This window comes from Paractinoplanes bogorensis (assembly GCF_018829635.1).
GTDB lineage: Bacteria > Actinomycetota > Actinomycetes > Mycobacteriales > Micromonosporaceae > Actinoplanes > Actinoplanes bogorensis.
Window position 1 is genome coordinate 78,702 of sequence record NZ_JAHKKG010000022.1, and the last position, 19,348, is coordinate 98,049.

General features: G+C 70.9%; 18 protein-coding genes. 10 read left to right on the forward strand and 8 right to left on the reverse strand.

Annotated features, from left to right (window positions below):
* Positions 1 to 53 precede the first annotated feature (53 nt).
* From trpD to KOI35_RS45160, 3 genes are read right to left on the reverse strand one after another with little or no spacing between them, the layout of a single operon-like run.
* Positions 54 to 1,112, reverse strand: a complete 1,059-nt coding sequence (trpD, locus tag KOI35_RS45150; RefSeq protein ID WP_215795950.1) for an anthranilate phosphoribosyltransferase — start codon at positions 1,110 to 1,112, stop codon at positions 54 to 56.
* Positions 1,113 to 1,139: 27 nt separating this feature from the next.
* Positions 1,140 to 1,574 (reverse strand): hypothetical protein, encoded by a 435-nt coding sequence (locus tag KOI35_RS45155; protein WP_215795951.1) that lies wholly within the window; start codon positions 1,572 to 1,574, stop codon positions 1,140 to 1,142.
* Between the two features lie 51 nt (positions 1,575 to 1,625).
* Positions 1,626 to 2,618 carry a cytochrome c oxidase assembly protein gene (locus KOI35_RS45160; RefSeq protein ID WP_215795952.1) on the reverse strand — a complete coding sequence of 331 codons (993 nt, stop codon included), beginning with the start codon at positions 2,616 to 2,618 and terminating at the stop codon, positions 1,626 to 1,628.
* Between the two features lie 106 nt (positions 2,619 to 2,724).
* Between KOI35_RS45160 and ctaE the strand changes: the two genes are divergently transcribed.
* The 5 genes from ctaE (at position 2,725) to KOI35_RS45185 (ending at position 7,325) form a co-directional block, all read left to right on the forward strand.
* Entirely contained in the window at positions 2,725 to 3,324 is a 600-nt protein-coding gene (gene ctaE, locus KOI35_RS45165; protein ID WP_215795953.1) for an aa3-type cytochrome oxidase subunit III, read from the forward strand.
* A 51-nt stretch (positions 3,325 to 3,375) separates the two neighbouring features.
* Positions 3,376 to 4,224 (forward strand): cytochrome bc1 complex diheme cytochrome c subunit, encoded by an 849-nt coding sequence (gene qcrC / locus KOI35_RS45170; RefSeq protein WP_215795954.1) that lies wholly within the window; start codon positions 3,376 to 3,378, stop codon positions 4,222 to 4,224.
* The gene (qcrA, locus tag KOI35_RS45175) at positions 4,221 to 5,327 is read left to right on the forward strand and encodes a cytochrome bc1 complex Rieske iron-sulfur subunit (protein WP_215795955.1); all 1,107 of its coding nucleotides are present in this window, start codon (positions 4,221 to 4,223) and stop codon (positions 5,325 to 5,327) included. The genes qcrC and qcrA overlap by 4 nt, the downstream gene beginning before the upstream one ends.
* A complete protein-coding gene (gene qcrB, locus KOI35_RS45180) occupies positions 5,324 to 6,934 on the forward strand; it encodes a cytochrome bc1 complex cytochrome b subunit (RefSeq protein WP_215795956.1) in 1,611 nt (536 codons plus the stop codon). Before qcrA ends, qcrB begins: the two co-directional genes overlap by 4 nt.
* Before the next feature lie 103 nt (positions 6,935 to 7,037).
* On the forward strand, positions 7,038 to 7,325 hold the full coding sequence (locus tag KOI35_RS45185) for an Lrp/AsnC family transcriptional regulator (RefSeq protein ID WP_215795957.1): 288 nt from the start codon (positions 7,038 to 7,040) through the stop codon (positions 7,323 to 7,325).
* 7 nt (positions 7,326 to 7,332) lie between these two features.
* Here the strand turns inward: KOI35_RS45185 and KOI35_RS45190 are convergent, their stop codons facing one another.
* Positions 7,333 to 8,064 carry a MarR family transcriptional regulator gene (locus KOI35_RS45190; protein WP_215795958.1) on the reverse strand — a complete coding sequence of 244 codons (732 nt, stop codon included), beginning with the start codon at positions 8,062 to 8,064 and terminating at the stop codon, positions 7,333 to 7,335.
* Between the two features lie 263 nt (positions 8,065 to 8,327).
* Here KOI35_RS45190 and KOI35_RS45195 point away from each other — a divergent pair, with 263 nt between their 5' ends.
* Positions 8,328 to 9,110, forward strand: a complete 783-nt coding sequence (locus KOI35_RS45195; protein WP_246614836.1) for an alpha/beta fold hydrolase — start codon at positions 8,328 to 8,330, stop codon at positions 9,108 to 9,110.
* Positions 9,111 to 9,120: 10 nt separating this feature from the next.
* On the opposite strand, the gene KOI35_RS45200 is transcribed toward KOI35_RS45195, so the two are convergent.
* The 4 genes from KOI35_RS45200 to KOI35_RS45215 all read right to left on the reverse strand — a co-directional run bounded on the left by KOI35_RS45200 (position 9,121) and on the right by KOI35_RS45215 (position 14,182).
* Positions 9,121 to 9,954, reverse strand: coding sequence for a nucleotidyltransferase family protein (locus KOI35_RS45200; RefSeq protein WP_215795959.1), 834 nt, complete (start codon positions 9,952 to 9,954; stop codon positions 9,121 to 9,123).
* Positions 9,951 to 10,400: an NUDIX hydrolase gene (locus KOI35_RS45205; RefSeq protein ID WP_215795974.1), complete on the reverse strand. Its 450-nt coding sequence runs from the start codon at positions 10,398 to 10,400 to the stop codon at positions 9,951 to 9,953. Before KOI35_RS45205 ends, KOI35_RS45200 begins: the two co-directional genes overlap by 4 nt.
* 85 nt (positions 10,401 to 10,485) lie before the next feature.
* On the reverse strand, positions 10,486 to 12,273 hold the full coding sequence (locus tag KOI35_RS45210; protein ID WP_215795960.1) for a RelA/SpoT family protein: 1,788 nt from the start codon (positions 12,271 to 12,273) through the stop codon (positions 10,486 to 10,488).
* Positions 12,274 to 12,382: 109 nt separating this feature from the next.
* A complete protein-coding gene (locus KOI35_RS45215; RefSeq protein WP_215795961.1) occupies positions 12,383 to 14,182 on the reverse strand; it encodes a DEDD exonuclease domain-containing protein in 1,800 nt (599 codons plus the stop codon).
* Between the two features lie 105 nt (positions 14,183 to 14,287).
* Between KOI35_RS45215 and KOI35_RS45220 the strand changes: the two genes are divergently transcribed.
* The 4 genes from KOI35_RS45220 to KOI35_RS45235 all read left to right on the forward strand — a co-directional run bounded on the left by KOI35_RS45220 (position 14,288) and on the right by KOI35_RS45235 (position 18,464).
* Positions 14,288 to 15,655 carry an NYN domain-containing protein gene (locus KOI35_RS45220; RefSeq protein WP_215795962.1) on the forward strand — a complete coding sequence of 456 codons (1,368 nt, stop codon included), beginning with the start codon at positions 14,288 to 14,290 and terminating at the stop codon, positions 15,653 to 15,655.
* Between the two features lie 118 nt (positions 15,656 to 15,773).
* Positions 15,774 to 15,995: a hypothetical protein gene (locus KOI35_RS45225; RefSeq protein WP_215795963.1), complete on the forward strand. Its 222-nt coding sequence runs from the start codon at positions 15,774 to 15,776 to the stop codon at positions 15,993 to 15,995.
* A 25-nt stretch (positions 15,996 to 16,020) separates the two neighbouring features.
* Positions 16,021 to 17,280 carry a M48 family metallopeptidase gene (locus KOI35_RS45230; protein WP_215795964.1) on the forward strand — a complete coding sequence of 420 codons (1,260 nt, stop codon included), beginning with the start codon at positions 16,021 to 16,023 and terminating at the stop codon, positions 17,278 to 17,280.
* Positions 17,280 to 18,464 carry a glycosyltransferase family 4 protein gene (locus KOI35_RS45235; protein WP_215795965.1) on the forward strand — a complete coding sequence of 395 codons (1,185 nt, stop codon included), beginning with the start codon at positions 17,280 to 17,282 and terminating at the stop codon, positions 18,462 to 18,464. Before KOI35_RS45230 ends, KOI35_RS45235 begins: the two co-directional genes overlap by 1 nt.
* Positions 18,465 to 19,348 lie beyond the last annotated feature (884 nt).

Below are 19,348 nucleotides of genomic sequence, written 5' to 3' on the forward strand. Positions count from 1 at the left end.
GCATAAGGGAGCATTAACGGCGGCGTGTCCGCTGTGAGTTTGCCCGCGGGCCCCTACTCGGCGGCCTTGGCCTTCTGGGCCGCTTCGACCCAGCGGGCCAGCTGAGACGTCGCCGCCCCGGAGTCGATCGTCTCCTGGGCCCGGGCGATTCCGGCCCGCAGCGTGTCTCTCAGGTCGCCGGGGAAGCCTCCGTGCGCGGCCAGGGCGGCCGCCGCGTTGAGCACCACCGCGTCGCGGACCGGGCCGGGCTCGCCCGCGAACGTGCGGTGCGCCACGTCGGCGTTGAACGCGGTGTCGCCGCCGCGCAGGGCGTCCGGCGCGCTGCGCGCCAGGCCCAGCTCGACGGCATCGATCACGTGCTCGGTGACCTGGCCGTCCTTGGCCTGCCAGAGGCGGGTCGGCGCGGTCGTGGTGAACTCGTCGAGACCGTCCTCGCCGCGCATCACCAGCGCCGAGTCGCCCCGCAGGGCGAACACCGCGGCCATGACCGGAGCCATCCGGATGTCGAAGCAGCCGACCGCGGCCGCCGTGGGCCGGGCCGGGTTGGTCAGCGGGCCGAGCACGTTGAAGAACGTGGGGACGCCCAGTTCGCGCCGGGTGACCGCGGCGTGCCGCATGCCGGGGTGGTAGCGGGCGGCGAAGCAGAAGCCCATGCCGGCGCCGGTGACCGTGCTGGCCACGCCCTCGGGGCCGAGGTCGAGCGGGACGCCGAAGTGCTCGAGCAGGTCGGCCGTGCCGGTGGTGGAGGAGGCCGACCGGTTGCCGTGCTTGACCACGGTCACCCCCGAGGCGGCGGTGATGATCGCCGCCATCGTCGAGATGTTGACCGTGTTGGCCCGGTCGCCGCCGGTGCCGACCACGTCGACCGCGTCGGTGCGTACGTTTTCCGGCAGCTCGACCAGCGTCGCGTTGGCCAGCATGGCCTGGACCAGGCCGGACAGCTCGCCCGGGGTCTCGCCCTTGGCCCGCAGCGCGATGGCGAAACCGGCGATCTGGGCCGGCGTGGCGTTACCCGACATGATCTCGCCCATGGCCCAGGCGGTGTCGGGGGTCCCGAGCTCTTCGCCCCGCAACAGGGCACTCGTCAGGTTCGGCCAGGTGCGTGCGCCCACGTCGGGGGCCCTTCTTCTATGAGTCTCTTAACCGAGGGTGCCGAGGGTGCCCAGCGGGATCGCGCCGTCGCGGCGGGCGCGGAGCATGGTGGCGATCGTCTGGCCGGTGGTGACCGGGTCGAGCGGTGCGACCAGGGTCTGGTCGACCTGGGCGTAGGCGGCGAGCCAGCGGTCGGCGGCGCGCGCGACGACCACGCAGACGGGCGGGGGAGTGGCGTATTCGTCCTTGGTCTGCCGGGCGATGCCCATGCCACCCGCGGGGGTCGCCTCGCCGTCGAGCACCATCAGGTCGATCTCGTACTTGTCGAGCAGGTCGCGGCAGTCCTCCCAGGTGGAGGCGTCGGCGAACTCGACCCGGAGGTCGGCGGCGGGTCGCACGCCGATCGCCAACCGGATGCGATCGCGCACGGCGGCGTCGTCGCTGTAGAGGAGGACCGTGTATTGCGTCGGTGCGTCGCTCATGAATGTGCCCCGGTTCACGTCGTAGGTGCCCGCCGATCGTAACGGACCGGTTTACAAGCGGTCGGACCCCGGTCCGGTGTCGCCGGGGGCGCCGTTTGTGATCTTGGCTGCATCCTGGCGGGCCTGCTCGGCCGCCTCCTCGGCTTCCTGCCGGTCCAGGGCCCGGTCGATGCGCCGCGCCTCCCGCTCGGACTGGCGGATCCACTGCATCACCAGGATGCCGAGCATCGTGACGCTGACGATCTCGCCGCCGGCCCACAGGATGCCCCCGGCCGTGACCTGGTCGGCGACCGGATCGGTCCAGCTCAGCCCCAGGTTCGGGTAGTAATCGCCGGCCAGCAGCGTCTTGCTCTGCATGATGGTCAGCCCGAGCACGGTGTGGAACGGCACCGACAGCACCATCAGCAGCGCGCGCCCCGGGTAGGGCCAGCGGTTGGGCAGCGGGTCCAGGCCCAGCAGCGGCCAGAAGAACAGGCAGCCGGTGACGATGAAGTGGATGTGGATGAACTCGTGCAGCCACGGGTGCAGCAGCGTCTGCCGGTAGAGGTCGGTGAAGTAGAGGACGAACGGGTTGGCCACGAACAGGCCGAAGGCGAAGAGCGGGAAGGTCAGCACCCGTACGACCCGGCTGTGCACCACGGCCAGCAGTCGCTTGCGCGGCACGGCGGGCAGCGTGCGCAGCGCCAGGGTCATCGGCGCGCCCAGCGCGAGGAAGATCGGCCCGACCATGGACAGGACCATGTGCTGGACCATGTGTACCGAGAGCAGCGTGGTGTCGTACGCCTCGATGCCGGTGACCGTCACGGCCGCGATCGAGCCGAGTCCACCGACGACGAACGCCACCGTGCGCCCGGTGGGCCAGTGGTCGCCCCGCTGGCGCAGCCGATACACGCCGTACCCGTAGAGTGCTCCGGCGATCAGCAGGAACAGCGCCACCAGACTGCCCAGATGGATCTCCGTGAAGATCACGCCCGGGGTGAACGGCGGAAGAACAGTATCCCCGCCCTGAGCGGCGAGTGTGGGCGTTTCGGCTAGCTGCACCACTCGAGGCTAGGCCTATCCGGTCGGTACCCGTTCTTCCGGGCTGCAACTCGTGCCGGAATTCGACCCCCGCAGCACGTTGGACTGATCGCGGGGCAATAATGAGCCCGTGACAGCGGCCTCAGCCATCGACAAGAGCAGGATCCACTCGTTGACGCGACCGAACATGGTCAGCGTCGGCACGATCGTGTGGCTCTCCAGCGAGCTCATGTTCTTCGCGGCGTTGTTCGCGATGTATTTCTCGATCCGTGCGGCGGACTACAGCATGTGGGAGGAACACACCCCGCATCTGGAGCTGCCCTACGCGACGACGTTCACGGTGATCCTGGTTCTCTCCTCGGTCACCTGCCAGCTCGGCGTGTTCGCGGCGGAGAAGGGCGACGTGTTCGCGCTGCGGCGCTGGTTCACGATCACCTTCGTGATGGGCCTGATCTTCGTGCTGGGCCAGGCGAACGAGTACCGGACCCTGGTCAGCGAGGGCATCAAGCTCAACGCCGACGGCTACGGCTCGATGTTCTACCTGACCACCGGTTTTCACGGCCTGCACGTCACCGGCGGTCTGATCGCCTTCATCGTCTACATGATCCGTACGACGATGGGCCGGTTCACACCGGCACAGGCGACGTCGGCCATCGTCGTGTCGTACTACTGGCACTTCGTGGACATCGTCTGGATCGCACTGTTCGCCATGATCTATTGGCTGCAGTAGAGACCGACTTCGTCCATGAGCTTCTGGTCAAAACTTAGAGGGACACAGCCCATGACTTCAGACACCCCCGCCGGTCGGCGTTTCCGGGTGTTCTCCCGGCGGCGTGGCGCGCCGAGCCGGACGCGCCGGCGTCTCGGGGCCGCGGTACGCATGATCGCCGCGCTCGCGCTCGCCGGTGGCGTCTACACCGCGTTCGCTCCCGGCGCGTTCGCGGAGGAGCCCCGGCAGCTCTCCGCCACCGCACTCGAGGGCAAGCAGCTGTACGACAACAGCTGCATCACCTGCCACGGGCGCGACGGTCAGGGTGTCACCGACCGCGGTCCGAGCCTGATCGGCGTCGGCTCGGCATCGGTCGAGTTCCAGGTGGGCACCGGCCGCATGCCGATGACCCGCCAGGAGGCTCAGGCCGAGGAGAAGAAGCCGCAGTTCGACAAGAACCAGACCAAGCAGCTCGGTCAGTACATCCAGGAGCTGGGTGGAGGCCCCCAGCTGCCCTCGGGTGAGCTGGTCGAGAACCTCGAGGAGAACCCCGAGGCGCTGGCCCGCGGCGGCGAGCTGTTCCGCGTCAACTGCACGTCCTGCCACAGCTTCACCGGGGCCGGCGGCGCGCTCAGCTCGGGCAAGTTCGCCCCGGCGCTGCACGACGCCACGCCCGAGACGATCTACGCCGCCATGCTGACCGGCCCGCAGAACATGCCGGTGTTCGGTGACAACCAGCTCACGCCGGACGAGAAGCGCGAGATCATCACCTACATCAAGGTGCAGCTGCAGGACGACCGCGACCCGGGCGGTATCTTCAACCTAGGTGGTTACGGTCCGTCGACCGAGGGCATCGCGATCTTCGTGGTCGGCATCGTGCTCCTGGTCTTCACGGCGCTGTGGATTGCGGGGAAGTCATGACCACGCTGCACCACGACAAAACCGACGCACCCGAGCCGATCGACGTCGACGACCCGCGGCTGAGTCGTCTCGACATCGTCAAAGAGGGCCTGCGCCGCGACGAGATCGAGATCATCACCTACGAGTCGCAGTTCCAGGGCACAAACTCGAAGGCCGAGAAGCGGGTCGTCCGCAACATCGCCTTCCTGTTCATCATCGCCGGCCTGGGCGCCCTGGCCTTCCTCGGCTTCTACATCTGGTGGCCGTGGCGCTTCGAGCTCGGCGAGACGCTGAGCGACTTCTACACACCGGCGCTCGGCATCTCGCTCGGCATCTCGCTGTTCGCCCTCGGCCTGGCCATCCTCGCCTGGGCCAAGAAGCTGCTGCCGCACGAGGTGTCGATCCAGGCCCGCCACGACGGCCCGTCCGCGTCGGACGAGCAGAAGATCACCGGGCAGACGATGATGTTCGTCGCCGACGAGCTGGGCAACGGCGTTCAGCGCCGTCCGCTGCTCAAGGGTGCGATCGGCTTCGGCCTGGCCCCGATCGGCCTGGTCGCCGCGGCGCCGCTGATCGGCGGTCTGATCGAGAACCCGCACAAGGACGAACTGCCGATCATGTACACCACGGGCTTCAACCCGGGGTTCAACGGCGGCAACCTGGTGCGGCTGACCCGCGACGACGGCAGCCCGATCCGCCCCGAGGACGTGAGCACCGGCGGCCAGATGACGGTCTTCCCCGGCATCCCGCACGGCGCCACCAACGAGTACGCCGACTCGCCGACGCTGCTGATCCACCTGCGGCCCGACGACGCGCAGAAGACCCGCGAGGCGGCCGACGCCGACCGTCGCAACAAGGGTTCGATGTGGGGCGACTACGTGGCCTACTCGAAGATCTGCACGCACGCCGGCTGCCCGGCGAGCCTCTACGAGCAGCAGACCAACCGCCTGCTGTGCCCCTGCCACCAGTCGCAGTTCCTGATCACCCGCAACGCGCAGCCGATCTTCGGTCCCGCCACCCGGCGTCTGCCGATGCTGCCGCTCGGGGTGGACGAGGAGGGCTACTTCGTGGCAACGTCCGACTACAAGGACACCGTCGGACCTGACTTCTGGGAGCGGCCGTGAAGCGCCGGAAAGTAGACCTCCAACAGGCGCCCATCACGGCTGCCAAGGGCGTCGACGAGCGGTTCCAGGCCGCTACGCCACTGCGCGCACTGCTCAACAAGGTTTTCCCTGACCACTGGTCGTTCCTGCTGGGCGAGATCGCGCTCTTCTCGTTCATCATCCTGCTGCTCACCGGTGTCTTCCTGACGCTGTTCTTCGACCCCTCGATGTCGGAGACGGCCTACGACGGCGCCTACTCGGCGCTGCGGGGCACCGAGATGTCGCAGGCCTACGCGTCGTCGCTGCACATCTCGTTCGAGGTGCGCGGTGGTCTGTTCATGCGCCAGATGCACCACTGGGCAGCACTGCTGTTCATGGCATCAATCGTCATCCACATGGCGCGCATCTTCTTCACCGGCGCCTACCGCAAGCCGCGCGAGGCCAACTGGGCCATCGGCATGATCCTGTTCCTCCTGGGCTTCCTGGCCGGCTTCACCGGCTACTCGCTCCCGGACGACGGGCTCTCCGGCACCGGCCTCCGCATCGCCTCGGCGATCATGCTGTCGCTCCCGGTGGTCGGCACCTGGATCTCCGCCTCGATCTTCGGCGGCGAGTTCCCGGGCCACCTGATCATCGGCCGCTTCTACATCGCGCACGTGCTGCTCATCCCGGGCGGTCTGCTCGCGCTGATCAGCGTCCACCTGGGCCTGGTCTTCAAGCAGAAGCACACGCAGTGGCCCGGCCCGATGCGCACGAACACCAACGTGGTCGGCGAGCGCATGTTCCCGCGTTACGCGCTCAAGCAGGGCGGCTTCTTCATGGCCGTCTTCGGCACGGTCGCGCTGATGGCCGGTCTCTTCCAGATCAACCCGATCTGGCTGTTCGGCCCCTACCGGGCGTCCGAGGTGTCGTCGGCATCGCAGCCCGACTGGTACGTCATGTTCATGGACGGCCTGGTCCGGCTCATGCCGAACTGGCAGATCTACATCGGCGACTACAGCATCCCGCCGCTGTTCTGGCCGGCCGTGGTCGGCCTGGGTGCCCTCACCACCGGCCCGATCTTCTGGCCGTGGATCGAGGCGCGCAAGTCCGGCGACAAGCGGATCCACAACCTGCTCGAGCGCCCGCGTGACAACCCGGAGCGGGTCGGCATCGGCGCGATGGCGTTCACCTTCTTCATCATCGCGACGCTGTCCGGCGGCAACGACGTCATCGCCGACAAGTTCCACATCAGCCTCAACGCGATGACGTGGGCCGGCCGCATCGGGATGCTGGTGCTGCCCCCGCTGGCCTACTGGATCTCGGTCCGCATCTGCCTGGGTCTGCAGCAGCACGACCGTGAGGTGCTGGCCCACGGCGTCGAGACCGGCATCATCCGGCGCCTGCCCAACGGCCAGTTCATCGAGGTGCACCAGCCGCTCGGCCCGGTCGACGAGCACGGCCACCCGATCCCGCTGGAGTACGGCGGCTGGGTCGTCCCCAAGAAGATGAACCGTGTCGGTGCGCTGGCCCCGGCCGTGAAGGGCTTCTTCTTCCCGGTCGAGAAGCCGGCCGAGGCCCCGGTCTCACCCGGCATGCCGCCGATCAGCGGCGACAGCCGCGAAGAGATCACCTCCGGACGCAAGTAACACGAGCACCGCAGTCGAGAAGGGGCCCGCTTCGGCGGGCCCCTTCTTCGTGCGCCGGATAGCATGGTCGCGACTGTCCTGCCTGCATAGCCGAGGAGCTCGCGTGAACACCGCGATCGTGCACATCGACTGCGCCACCGACTCGATCCCCGAGGTCGCCGAGGCGCTGGCCGCTCTGGACGGGGTGAGCGAGGTCTACTCGGTGGCCGGCAACGTCGACCTGATCGCGATCGTCCGGGTCGCCAAGTTCGAAGACATCGCCGAGGTCATCGCCGGCAAGATCTCCAAGACCGAGGGCGTACTCAACACGGAGTCGCACATCGCGTTCCGGGCCTACTCCAAGCACGACCTCGAGGACGCGTTCGCGATCGGCCTGCCCGACGCCGACTGACCGGCGCTCAGCCTTTCCCCGGCGGGGCTGCCTTGGTCTCGCGCAGCAGTTCGCGCACCTGGTCGGCGGCGCGCATGATGCTGTCGCTGATGAAGTCTAGGAAGCGCGCGATGTTCTCGAGCCGGGCCGCGGCGGGCGTGTCCGGCCCGAGGACGGCCGCGCCCGCCCGGGCGGTGGCGACGAGCTGGTCGTTGGATCGGGCACCGGCCACCGTCGCCTGATAGAAGAGCTCCTCATCGACGACGTAGCGGTCGCGGCGGCGCTCGTCGCGTTCCCGCCGCACCAGGCTCTGCTGGTCGAGGAAGGCGATCGCCTTGGATACGGACGCCGGGCTGACCCGCAGGCTCTCGGCGAGCTGGGCCGCGCTGAGGCTGCCCTCGTCGGTGATCAGCAGACAGGCCAGCACCCGAGCGGCCATCCGGGACAGCCCTGAGACCATCAGCGCGGTGACGAGGGTGTCCTCCAGCTCGGCCACGGCCCGGGCGTCGCGCCCGTGCGCCGGCGGTGCTGACGCCGGCCCGCGGACGGTCGTGGGCCGCCGCCGGTGCGCCCGGCGTTCGGTGGCGCGGTGGGCCAGGTCGGCCCGGTAGGCGTTGGGGCCGCCGTTGCGCATCACCTCGCGCGTGACGGTGGAGGTCGGGCGGGCGAGGCGGCGGGCGATCTCGGCGTAGGACAGGTCGTCGGCCAGCCCGGTCGCGATCTGCTGGCGTTCGGGTTGGGTGAGTCGGCCGCCCGGCATCCTGCGCCTCCTGGGTTTCGTGGCCGTCGGGTTCGGTTCTGGCCGCCGGCCTTCTGATCGCGTCCACCATAGCGTTCGATTCACACCCATTGCAACGAACGGGGTAAGTCTCGTTGCGTTATCTCACTGTCCATTGCAATGATAAATGTACGTTGAGCTGCTCTTAGGGTTTCTGCATGCAACATTGCTGTTGCCCGGATCTGGAAAGGCAACGTAGCGTTTCCAGCATCGAGAAAGACAGTGATCACGTGGGGAGAACGACCATGATGACTGACCTGAGGGCATGGACCGGCATGGTTCCGGTCGACGACACGGCGCTCGCCGTCACCGACACCGGCGGCCCGGGAGTCCCGGTGCTCTACCTCAACGGCCAGTTCGCCACGCAGGGCTACTGGCGGCGGGTCATCGACGAGCTCGGCCCGCAGTGGCGACACGTCACCTTCGACGAGCGGGCGCGCGGACGGAAGTCGAAGCGCTCGGCCGACTACTCGTTCGAGGCCGCCGTACGCGACGTCGACGCCGTTCTCGCCGCCCGCGGCGTCGAGCGGGCGCTGGTCGTGGGCTGGTCGTACGGCGCGGTGGTGGCGGCGCACTGGGCCGCCCGCAACCCGGAGCGCGCGGCCGGTGCGGTGCTCGTCGACGGCGCCTTCCCGTACGACTGGCTGGATGACGCCATGGAGCAGCGGATCCGCACGATGTTCAAGCGGATGGGCTGGTTCCTGCCGCTGCTGCGCCCCACCGGCATCACCCCTCGGATGAACCCCGAGCAGCTGGCCGAGAGCAACATCGAACTCGGCCGGCTCTCGCGGACGAGCGAACTGGCCCCGGTGCTCGACTCGCTCGCCGTGCCGACGCGCTATGTGGTCGCGTCGGGGACATCACTCGGCAGCCGCGGGAACGAGCAGGAGCGCATCCGGGAGGGGCTGGACGGGGCGATCGCCCGCAACCCGCACATCCGGCTGGCCGCCAAGGTCACCAGCAACCACGGGGCGATTCTGCGCAAGGACTTCCGAGCGGTGGCTGACGCCGTACGGGAAATGGTTTAGGTCTGGGAATTCAGATGTGGACGGTGAGGTCGCCGGGGGCGCGGATCGCGTCGGTCAGGGGCTCGCCGGCGTGCACGGTGGCGCCGGGCCAGATCACGGACCGCGTCACCGGCGCCGCCACGGTGGCCCCGGCGCCGATCACCGAGGCCGTGACCGGCGCTGACACCGTGGCGTCGGGGTCGATCAGGGACCCGGACCCGGCCGCGTGCAGGTTGGCTCTCAGGTAGTCGGCCGGGGTGCCGGTGTCGATGTAGGTCCCCGGGTAGTCGACGAGTTCGAGGGCACCCTCGGCCTCGGCGGGGCGCCACACCGTGCGCACGAGGTTGCCGTGCTCGGTCGAGAGGTCGCGGACGTAGCGCCAGGGCAGCAAGGAGAACCCGGTGAACCGACGGCCGCTGAAGCCGCCGGTCGTGCCGGGCCGATTGGGCTTGGTGAGCATGCGGACCGTGTCGCCCGACCAGCCGTCGAGCAGGGCCGCGATGTCCTTGCCGGGGTCGCGGGCCGGGTCGGCCAGGTAGGCGTCGGCGTTACCGACCAGGGCACCGCGGCCGTCGATCCAGCCCTTGAGCCGGCCGACGCCGCCCGACGTGCCGAGCGGGTCGCCGGGCTCGACCGACAGGTGGGCGCGCTCGCCGACGTGGCGGACGACCTGGTCGCCCAGGTAGCAGGCGTTGACCGCGACCGTCGCGGGCCCGGCCAGGCCGAGCGCGGCGAGCCGGAAAAGGGCGCGGTCGAGCAGGGCGACGTTGCCGACCGGGCACAGCGCCTTGGGCAGATGCTCGGTCAGGGGCCGGAGGCGCTGACCCTCGCCGGCCGCCAGCACCACCCCGGCCGTCTCGATCATGCTTTGCGGCCGATGTCGTAGCGGGCCAGCAGCTGGGCCGTGTTGCGGGTGAGGCGGGGGAGGTCGTCGACCGGGAACCAGCCGGCCTCGAGAATCTCGCCGCCGTCGACGCGCAGTTCGGTGCTCGAGGCGGGCACGCGGCCGAACCAGACAGTGTCGACCACGCCCACCGGGTGGATGATCGCGTTGGGGTTGCCGGGGGTGAGCTCGCCGGGGTCGATGCGCACCCCGGTCTCTTCGAACAGCTCGCGCGCGGCGCCGACGGCGGCCGCCTCGTGGCGCTTGAGCAGCCCGGCCGGCAGGCTCCAGCCGTGTTTGGTCGGCTGGCGCAGCAGAAGCAGCTGCCCGGGCTCCGCGGACTCCGAGTCGTGGATCACCGCGACGGCGCCGACCAGGTATTTCGGGGCGACCAGGCTGGCCACGGTGCGGCGCACGGAACTCGGCATGCGATAGAACGTCTGATAGGCGTACGCCCGCACGCGCCGAGGAATGCTCACGAAGGCCAGGCTATCGGGCGCTTTCCCGCGGGCATCAGTCCGGGTGATCGACGAGGGCGATCAGCTGCTCGACCACGGTGTCGGGCTCGAGGGTGCGCTCGCACACCGCGACCAGCATGGTCTCGAGGTCAGGATAGCCGAGTTCCTCGGCCAGCCGGCGCAGCGGCACCTCGCTGGCCAGGCCCCGGTCGTGCTTGCGCAGCGTCAGCCCGATGGTGGCCCGGCCCAGTCGCACCTTGTCGGCGATGCTGATGCCGGGCTCGTTCTTCTCGTCGAAGTAACGGTTGATCTGGAGCTGGGCCTGGCTCGATTTCACGAAGCCGAGCCACTCACGGCGCGGGCCGCGAGGAGCGTTCGGCTCCACCTCCACGTGACCGTCGGTCTCGGAGAAGATCTCGACCACGTCGCCGTCGCGGAGCTGCGAGCTGAGCGGGGCCAGCCGGCCGTTGATCGTCGAGGCCAGGCACTGGTCGCCGGTCTCGGGGCCGAGCTCGTAGGCCAGGTCGACCGGGGTGGAGCCGCTCGGCAGCTCGAACGCGTGCCCGTGGGCGAAGACCGTGATCTGGGCCTCGGCCAGGTCGCAGCGCAGCGACGCGAGGAACTGGGCCGCGTCGGTGTCCTGCTGCCAGTCGAGCACCCGCTTGAGCCAGGTGAGCTGGTCGGCGCCCGAGGCCTCGGCGGTCTCGGCGTATTTCGGGTAGCGGTAGGTCGTCGCTACGCCGTACTCCGAGAAGCGGTGCATCGCGCGGGTGCGGATCAGCACCTCGACCAGGCGCCCGTCGGGGCCGGTGACCGTCGTGTGCAGCGAGCGGTAGAGGTTGTTCTTGGGGGAGGCGATGAAGTCTTTGAAGCGGCCCGCGACCGGGCGCCACTGGCCGTGGATCGCGCCGAGCGCGGCGTAACAGTCGGTCTCGGGGCCGTCGACCACGACCGCGATGCGCGGCAGGTCGAAGGGCACGGTGTGGCCGCCGGCGACCGTGTCCTTCCAGATCGAGTAGTAGTGCCGCGGGCGGGGCCCGACCTCGGCGGTCACCCGCTGCCGGCGCAGTGCCGAGCGTGCCTTGGTGCTGACCTGGTCGAGGTAGTCGTCCCAGCCCGGGCGATTTTGTACGTGGTCGTCGATGCGCGCGTAGGAGTCGGGCTCGAGGTGATAGAGCACCACGTCGTCGAGATCGCGCTTGAGGGCCTGGATGCCGAGCCGGTCGCAGAGCGGGACGAGCACGTCGAGCGTGGCCGTGGCGATGCGGGCCCGGGAAGCAGTGGAGCGGGCGTCCAGCGTGCGCATGTTGTGCAGGCGGTCGGCCAGCTTGATCACCAGGACGCGGACGTCCTTGCCGGCGGCCACGATCATCTTGCGGATCGTCTCGGCCTCGGCCGCCTTGCCGTAGAACGCTTTGTCGAACTTGGTCACCCCGTCGACCAGGTGGGTCACCTCGGGTCCGAAGTCGCCGTGCAGCGCCTCGAGGGTGTAGCTCGTGTCTTCCACCGTGTCGTGCAGCAGGGCGGCGACCAGAGTGGTCGTGTCCATGCCCAGCTCGGCGCAGATCTGCGCCACGGCCAGCGGGTGCGTGATGTAGGGATCGCCCGACTTGCGCATCTGGCCGCGGTGCATGTTTTCCGCGATGGCATAGCTGCGCCGCAGGACGCCCGCGTCGGCCGACGGGTGCACGGCACGGTGCGTGCGCGTGAGGACCGTCACCGGGTCGTCGTCGTTGCCCGGGAAACTCAGGAAGGAACGTAGCCGCTGAGTGATCGACATGTCGCGCTGGGTTGTTGGCAGGGCACGTCCAAGGGCGGCGCCGTGGCCGGCGTCGACGTCCACTGGACACCCCCTCACCGCTGGGCCGACGGACTCTCGCGCGGGGGACCGCGGGAGCCGAGGGCCAAATCGTCGTGAAGCCCCGCGAACCAGTCCCGAGAATCCACTTGCCTTACAGCCTAAGCGAGCGAGCGTCATCCGAACGGTCAGTTACGGATGAGCGAACGGACGAGTCTTTGCCCGATGCCGCCGCTTCTGCCCTGTTGAGCAGGGAGGTGAAGCGCGCGGCGCCACGAACCGGTGACACCCAGTCGCCAGAAGTTTCCACCAAGCGGGTGTCGGGTTGCTCGAGCCAGGCCAGGATCCGCTCGGTCTCCTCGGCCGTGGCGGACGGGACCGGACCCGGTCCTCCTAGGACCGTCTCGGCCGTCATCCGGGCCGCGTCGAGGGTCGGTCGTGGGTGTTCGTAGGGCGGCGAGGTGGCCGCCGCTGCCAGCCGGCCGTGCCGGACGACGGAGATCTCCCAGCCGCCCACCGTGTCGCGGCGCGCGGCCACGATCTCCGTCAGACGGGTCAAAGCGGACAATCGCTGCATCCGGACAGTGGCTCGCAGGAGGGCGATGAGCCGGGAGCGCAGCACCGCCGCCTCTTCGTAGCGGCGCTTGTCGGACAGCGCCTCGATGCGTTCCATCAGGGCCCCGACCACCACCTCGGGGTCACCGTGGATGGCCGACCGGAACGGCAGTGCGGCCGTGGCCGCGTAGTCCTCCGGGGTGATCTTGTGTTCGCACGGCGCCGGGCAGCGGCCCAGCTCGGCCAGCGCGCAGGCCGGCGTGGGGCTGCGGACCGAGAGCTTGTGGCTGCACTGGCGCAGGGGGACGGCATCGTAGACCCCGGCCGCGGCCAGTTCGGCCGTGCGGCGCGACGAGAACGGGCCGAGATAGGCCGCGTCGTCGTCGGCCAGGGCGCGGACCACCGACAGCCGCGGATAGGCCTCGGCGGTGAGCTTGAGCCAGACGACCCGCTCGGGATATTTCGAGCGGCGGTTGTAAGGCGGGGAGTGGGCCGCGATCAGCCGCAGCTCGCGCACCTCGGCCTCGAGCGGGTGGGCGCACTCGACGGCCTCGACCCGGGTGGCCGCGCCCAGCATCTCGGAGATGCGCGCCCGTTTCTCGCTGGCGGTGAAGTAGCTGCGGACGCGGGTGGCGATGTCTTTGGACTTGCCGACGTAGAGAGCGCGGTCGTCGGCGGCGCGGAACACGTAGACCCCGGGCACGTGGGGCAGGCCGTCGGCCAGGTGCCGCTGGCGGCGCTGGGTCGGGGTGACCGCCTTGGCGAACTCGATCGCGTCGCCCAGGGTGTGGACGCGGAAGCTACCCAGCCGCTCGATCAGCCCGTGCAGTACGTCGACGGTGGCCCGGGCGTCGTCGAGCGCGCGGTGGGTGGGCTGGACCGTCGCGTGGAAGAACTGGGCCAGCGTGCCGAGCTTGCGGTTGGGCACCTCGTCCTTGGTCAGGGCGCGCCGGGCGACGGCGGCGGTGTCGAGCACCCGCGGGTTGGGCCACGTGTAACCGTGCCGGGCGCAGGCCGCCTTGAGGAAGCCGACGTCGTAGGGCGCGTTGTGCGCGACCAGCACCGCGCCGCGCAGGAACTCGAGCAGGCTGGGCAGCACCTGCTCGATCGGCGGGGCCGGGGCCAGCATCGCCTCGGTGATGCCGGTCAGCACGGTGATGAACGGCGGCAGCCGCTCGCCCGGGTTGACCAGGGTCGCGAAGACGCCCTGCTCGGAGCCGCCGCGCACCTTGACCGCGCCGATCTCGGTGATGCCGGCGCCGTCGGCCGCGCCGCCGGTCGTCTCGAGGTCGAGCACCACGAAGGTGGTGTCGGCGAGCGAGAGCGCGGCCGGCTCGACCGACCCGTCGGCGCTGAGGAGGGTGTCCAGAGTGCCCTGGACATATGCCGGTTGTGCCACGGCGGGGAGATTAGACAGGGGGTACGACATAAACCGCGAGGGGCGCTTGAAAAGATCACTTGCTTCGACAAGCTTTTCGGTGGTCCGCGGTGGGAGAATGGGGAGATGTCAGAGCTCCTGCCGTCCGGCGACCGCCCCGAGGAGGCGGCTGTCCAGGATGCGGAGTTCGCCCCCGAGCCCGTCCTGCCCGAGCCGGTCCGTCAGCGGGTGATCGCGCTGGCCGCCGCCGCGCTGCCCGCGCTGCCGGCCGACGAGATCCCGCTGCCGATGCGCCGGGTCGCCCGGTTCGCCCCCAATCGCCGGGCCCGGCTCGGCGGCCGCGAGATCGCCGCCCAGCTCACCGCCGACCCGCTGTTCCGTCAGCGGATCAGCGGCCGGGTCGTGGAAGACGCCCGTGACCTGGGCACCGCTATCGCCTCGGGGGTGGCCCCGGGCGCCGCCGACCCGGTCGAGGTGGCCGCGCTGGCCTATCTGGCCCGGCCCGACGGCTGGCGCGAACTGATCGAGGATGCCGGGCACGCCGTCCAGGCCGAGGCCGACAGCGCCGCGATCGCCCACCAGGTGCGCGACGCCGAGCATCGGGCCGTCCGGGCCGAACACGACCGTACGGTGGCCAAGGTCGAGGCCGACAAGCTCCGCGACGAGCTGGCCCGGGTGCGGGAAGAGCTGGGCCAGGTGCGTGAGGAGGCCCGCTCGGCCGGCAAGGCGCTGCGCGAGGCCCAGGCCGCCCAGAAACGGGCGAGCGACCTGCTGGCGACCGAGAAGGGGCGCGCGTCCCGGGTCACCGCCGACCACGACGCCGAGGTGCGCCGCCTGAAGACCCGGCTCGCCGAGGCCGAGGCGCTCGCCGCCACCGGCAAGGCGGCGGCGAAGGACGCCCGGGCCGCCGACGACGCCCGGCTCTGGCTGCTGATCGAGACGATCGGTCAGGCCGCCTCCGGGCTACGCCGTGAGCTGGCGCTCAACCCGGCCGACCGGATGCCGGCCGACCTGGTGGCCGACGCCGCGGCCGACCGCCCCGGCTCGCCCGAGCGGTCCCAGGCCCGGGCGCAGGACACCGACGACCCCGGCCGTCTCGACCAACTGCTCGCCCTGCCCCGGGCCCACCTGATCGTCGACGGCTACAACGTGACCAAGCGTGGCTTCGCCGAGATGTCGCTCGAGCAGCAGCGCAAACGCCTGATCACCGGTCTCGGCGGCATCGCGGCGCAGACCGGCGACGAAGTGACCGTCGTGTTCGACGGCGCCGAGCGGGTGCACGGCCTGCCGCCGGCGCCGCGCAACGTACGGGTGCTGTTCTCGCGCAAGGGCGACACCGCCGACGAGCTGATCCGCCAGCTCGTCCGGGGCGAGCCGGCCGGGCGGCCGATCGTGGTCATCTCGTCCGACCGCGAGGTGGCCGACGGCGTCCGCCGGCACGGGGCCTATCCGATGGGTGCCGACTCGCTTTTGCGCCGGCTCTCGCGGTCCTGACCTGCGGCGACCGGTTTTTGTCATACCCCGCCCCTAGCGTTGTGGTCACCGATGGTGGTCGGTCCGCGACGGTGCTTCCCCCGTTGACGTCGCGCCGCCACCCGGGGGAGGAGGAGTGATGATCATCGACTGCGGTCGCTGCGACCGGACGGCTCGCGAGTGTCGTGAGTGTGTGGTGGGTGCCCTGCTGACCACGCCCGACGGCATCAGCGACCTGACTCCGGGCGAGCTGCAGGCGATCGAGGTGTTCGAGCTGGCCGGCTTCGAGGTCGAGCTGCTCGAGACGCCCGAGCCGCCCGTCGTGGTCCCGATGTTCCCCCGCCGCCGTCACGTGGCGTGATCACGACTCTCTAGGATGGGCTTTCATGGCAACGAATCGGGTCTGGGCGATCGGCACGCTGGTGGTGCTGCTCTCGGTGCTCGTCGTCGTCGCCTGGCAGACCATCCCGTGGCATCGGCCGCCGTCCGCACGGTCCGACCAGCTGGCCGCGCTCGGCCAGTTGCCGGCCGAGCAGGTGGCCCGGGCCCGTGAGTTCCACGCCGAGCTGCGCCCGGGGTCCTACGCGTCGATGATCCTGACCCTGGTCATCGCGCTGGTCATCGGGCTCACGCCGCTCGGCGCCTGGCTGGTCACCCAGGCCGGGCGCCCGTTCGGTGGTCACTGGCTGGCCCAGGCGGTCGTCGGCGGGTTCGCCGTCGTGCTGGTGTCCGAGGTGGTCACGCTGCCGCTGGCCGCCTGGCGGCACACGATCGTCGTCCGCTACGGCATCTCCACCCAGTCGTGGGGAGCCTGGACGGTCGATCTGCTCAAGTCGTTCGCGGTCGGCGCGGTGATCGGCGGGCTCGTGCTGGCCGGCTTCTACACGGTCACCCACTTCGCGCCGCGCTGGTGGTGGGCGTTCGGGGCGGCGGGCGCGGCCGGGCTGGTCGTGCTGCTGTCGTTCGTGCTGCCGGTGCTGGTCGAGCCGGTGTTCAACAAGTTCACGCCGATGGCCGACGGTCCGCTGCGGACCGAGCTGATGCAGTTGGCGGCCCGTGACGGCGTACCGGTGAAGGATGTTCTCGTCGCCGACGCCTCCCGCCGCACGCGGGCGGTCAACGCCTATGTCTCCGGCCTCGGCCCGACCCGGCGCATCGTCGTCTACGACACGATGCTCACCGAGGCCGAGCCGGCCGAGGTCGTCTCGGTGGCCGCCCACGAGCTGGGCCACGCCAAAGACGGCGACGTCCTGACCGGCACCATCCTGGGCGCCTTGGGCACGGCTGCGGCGGTGATCGCGCTGTTCCTGCTCGGCTCGTGGCAGTGGCTGCTGAGCCGGGCCGGGGCCGACACGATCGGGGAACCGCGTGCCATCGGGCTGCTGATCGCGTTGGTCACCCTGGCGGGCCTGGTCGCCGGGCCCGCACAGGCCTTCGTGTCGCGGCGCATCGAGGCCCGGGCCGACGAGCACGCCCTCGTGCTGACCGGCGACCCGGCCACGTTCGAAGCCATGCAGCGCCGCCTCGGCACGGTCAACCTGTCCGACCCCGATCCACCCGCCTGGGAGCACGTCATGTTCGCCTCACACCCGTCCACCGTGGAGCGGATGGCGGCCGCCCGGGCCTTCGCGCGGGGCGAACGCTGATGGGCCGCACCCTTCTGGTCACCAACGACTTCCCGCCCCGCCCCGGTGGCATCCAGCAGTTCGTGCACAACCTGGCCGTCCGGCAGCCGTCCGGCTCGGTGGTGGTCTACGCGTCGAGCTGGGCCGGCGCCGGGAAGTTCGACGCCGAGCAGCCGTTCGAAGTGGTGCGGGAAAAGACCGGCATGCTGCTGCCCACCCCGGTGGTGGCCCGGCGCGCGGCCCAGATCGCCCGGGCGCACGACTGTGACCGGGTCTGGTTCGGGGCGGCGGCGCCGCTCGGACTGCTGGCCGAAGGCCTGCGCCGGCGGGCCGGCATCACCCGGGCGGTCGCACTCTCGCACGGCCACGAGATCGGCTGGGCCGCCCTGCCCGGCGCCCGGGGGCTGCTGCGGCGCATCGCCCGCGGCAACGACGTGGTGACCTACCTGGGCGACTACCAGCGCGTCCGCCTCGACCGGGCGTTGCACGGGCTGACCTCGCTCGAGCGCCTGGCCCCGGGGGTCGACGTCGACGCGTTCCATCCCGGCGTCGGCGGCGGCGAGGTGCGCGCCCGGCACGGGCTGACCGGCCGCCCGGTGATCGTCTGCATCTCGCGCCTGGTGCCCCGCAAGGGGCAGGACATGCTGATCCGCGCGCTGCCGGTGATCCGGCGCCGGGTGCCCGGGGCGGCCCTGCTGCTGGTCAGCGGCGGCCCCTACCGCAAGACGCTGGAGCGCCTGGCCCGCGAGCACGACGTGGAAAGCGACGTCGTGTTCACCGGGTCGGTGCCGTGGCCCGAGCTGCCGGCCCACTACGCGGCGGGTGACGTCTATGCCATGCCGTGCCGCACCCGGGCCGCCGGCCTCGACGTCGAGGGTCTCGGCATCGTCTATCTGGAGGCCTCGGCCACCGGCCTGCCGGTCGTCGGCGGCGACTCGGGCGGGGCGCCGGACGCGGTACGCGAGGGCGAGACGGGCTATGTGGTCGGCGGCCGCGATGTGGCCGCCCTGGCGGCGCGGGTGACCGATCTGCTGACCGATGCGGCGCTGGCCAAGCGGATGGGTGCGGCCGGGCGGGCCTGGGTCGAGCAGGAGTGGCGCTGGGAGACGCAGGCGGCCCGCTTGAGCCGGCTGCTGGGCGCGACCCCGGGCACACCCGGTGCGGGCGGCACGGAGGGCGCGGCAGGCGCGGGCGTGACGGGCTGATCGCGGCGGGGCCGGGCGCGGCGGGCGCGGGCGTGACGGGCTGATCGCGGCGGGGCCGGGCGTGACGGGCTGATCGTGGCGGGGCCGGGCGTGACGGGCTGATCGTGGCGAGGGCCGAGCGTGGCGGGCGCTGGCGTGGCGGGCTGATCGCGGCGGGGCCGGGCGTGGCGGGCGCGGGCGCGGCGGGCGCGGGCGCGGCGGGCTGATCGCGGCGGGGGCCGAGCGTGGCGGGCGGGGCGTGGCGGGCTGATCGCGGCGGGGCCGGGCGTGGCGGGCGCTGGCGCGGCGGGCGCGGGCGCGGCGGGCGCGAGCGTGGCGGGCTGATCGCGGCGGGCGCGAGCGTGGCAGGCTGATCGCGGCGGGCGCGAGCGTGGCGGGCTGATCGCGGCGGGGGCCGAGCGCCGCGGGCGTGACGGGCTCGGATGCGACGGATGCCGGCCCGACTGGTGTGGGCGGTCCGGGGTCTCCGACGGGGTGTGGCGTCCGCGCGAGTCCGGGTCTACAGATGGCGGCGTGCGTTGAACGAGCCGGGTGCGGTGGGCAGGTTTGCGAGAGGTGGCTGGTAGGTGTGGCCGGGGGCGTGAGTGAAGGCGTGACTCGATAGACGAGTGTCGGCGCCGGGCGTAGGAAGGGCGAAGAGCTTTTCGTGACGCCGAGCGGAGCCGACGATGCCCGACGCCGACACCAACTCGCACATCGCCGCCGATGCCCGCGCTGGTGACGACGCTCGCGCTGGTGACGATGCCCGCGCTGGGAGCGATGCCCGCGCTGGGAGCGATGCCCGCGCTGGTGACGACGCTCGCGCTGGTGACGACGCTCGCGCTGGTGACGACGCTCGCGCTGGGAGCGATGCCCGCGCTGGTGACGACGCTCGCGCTGGTGAC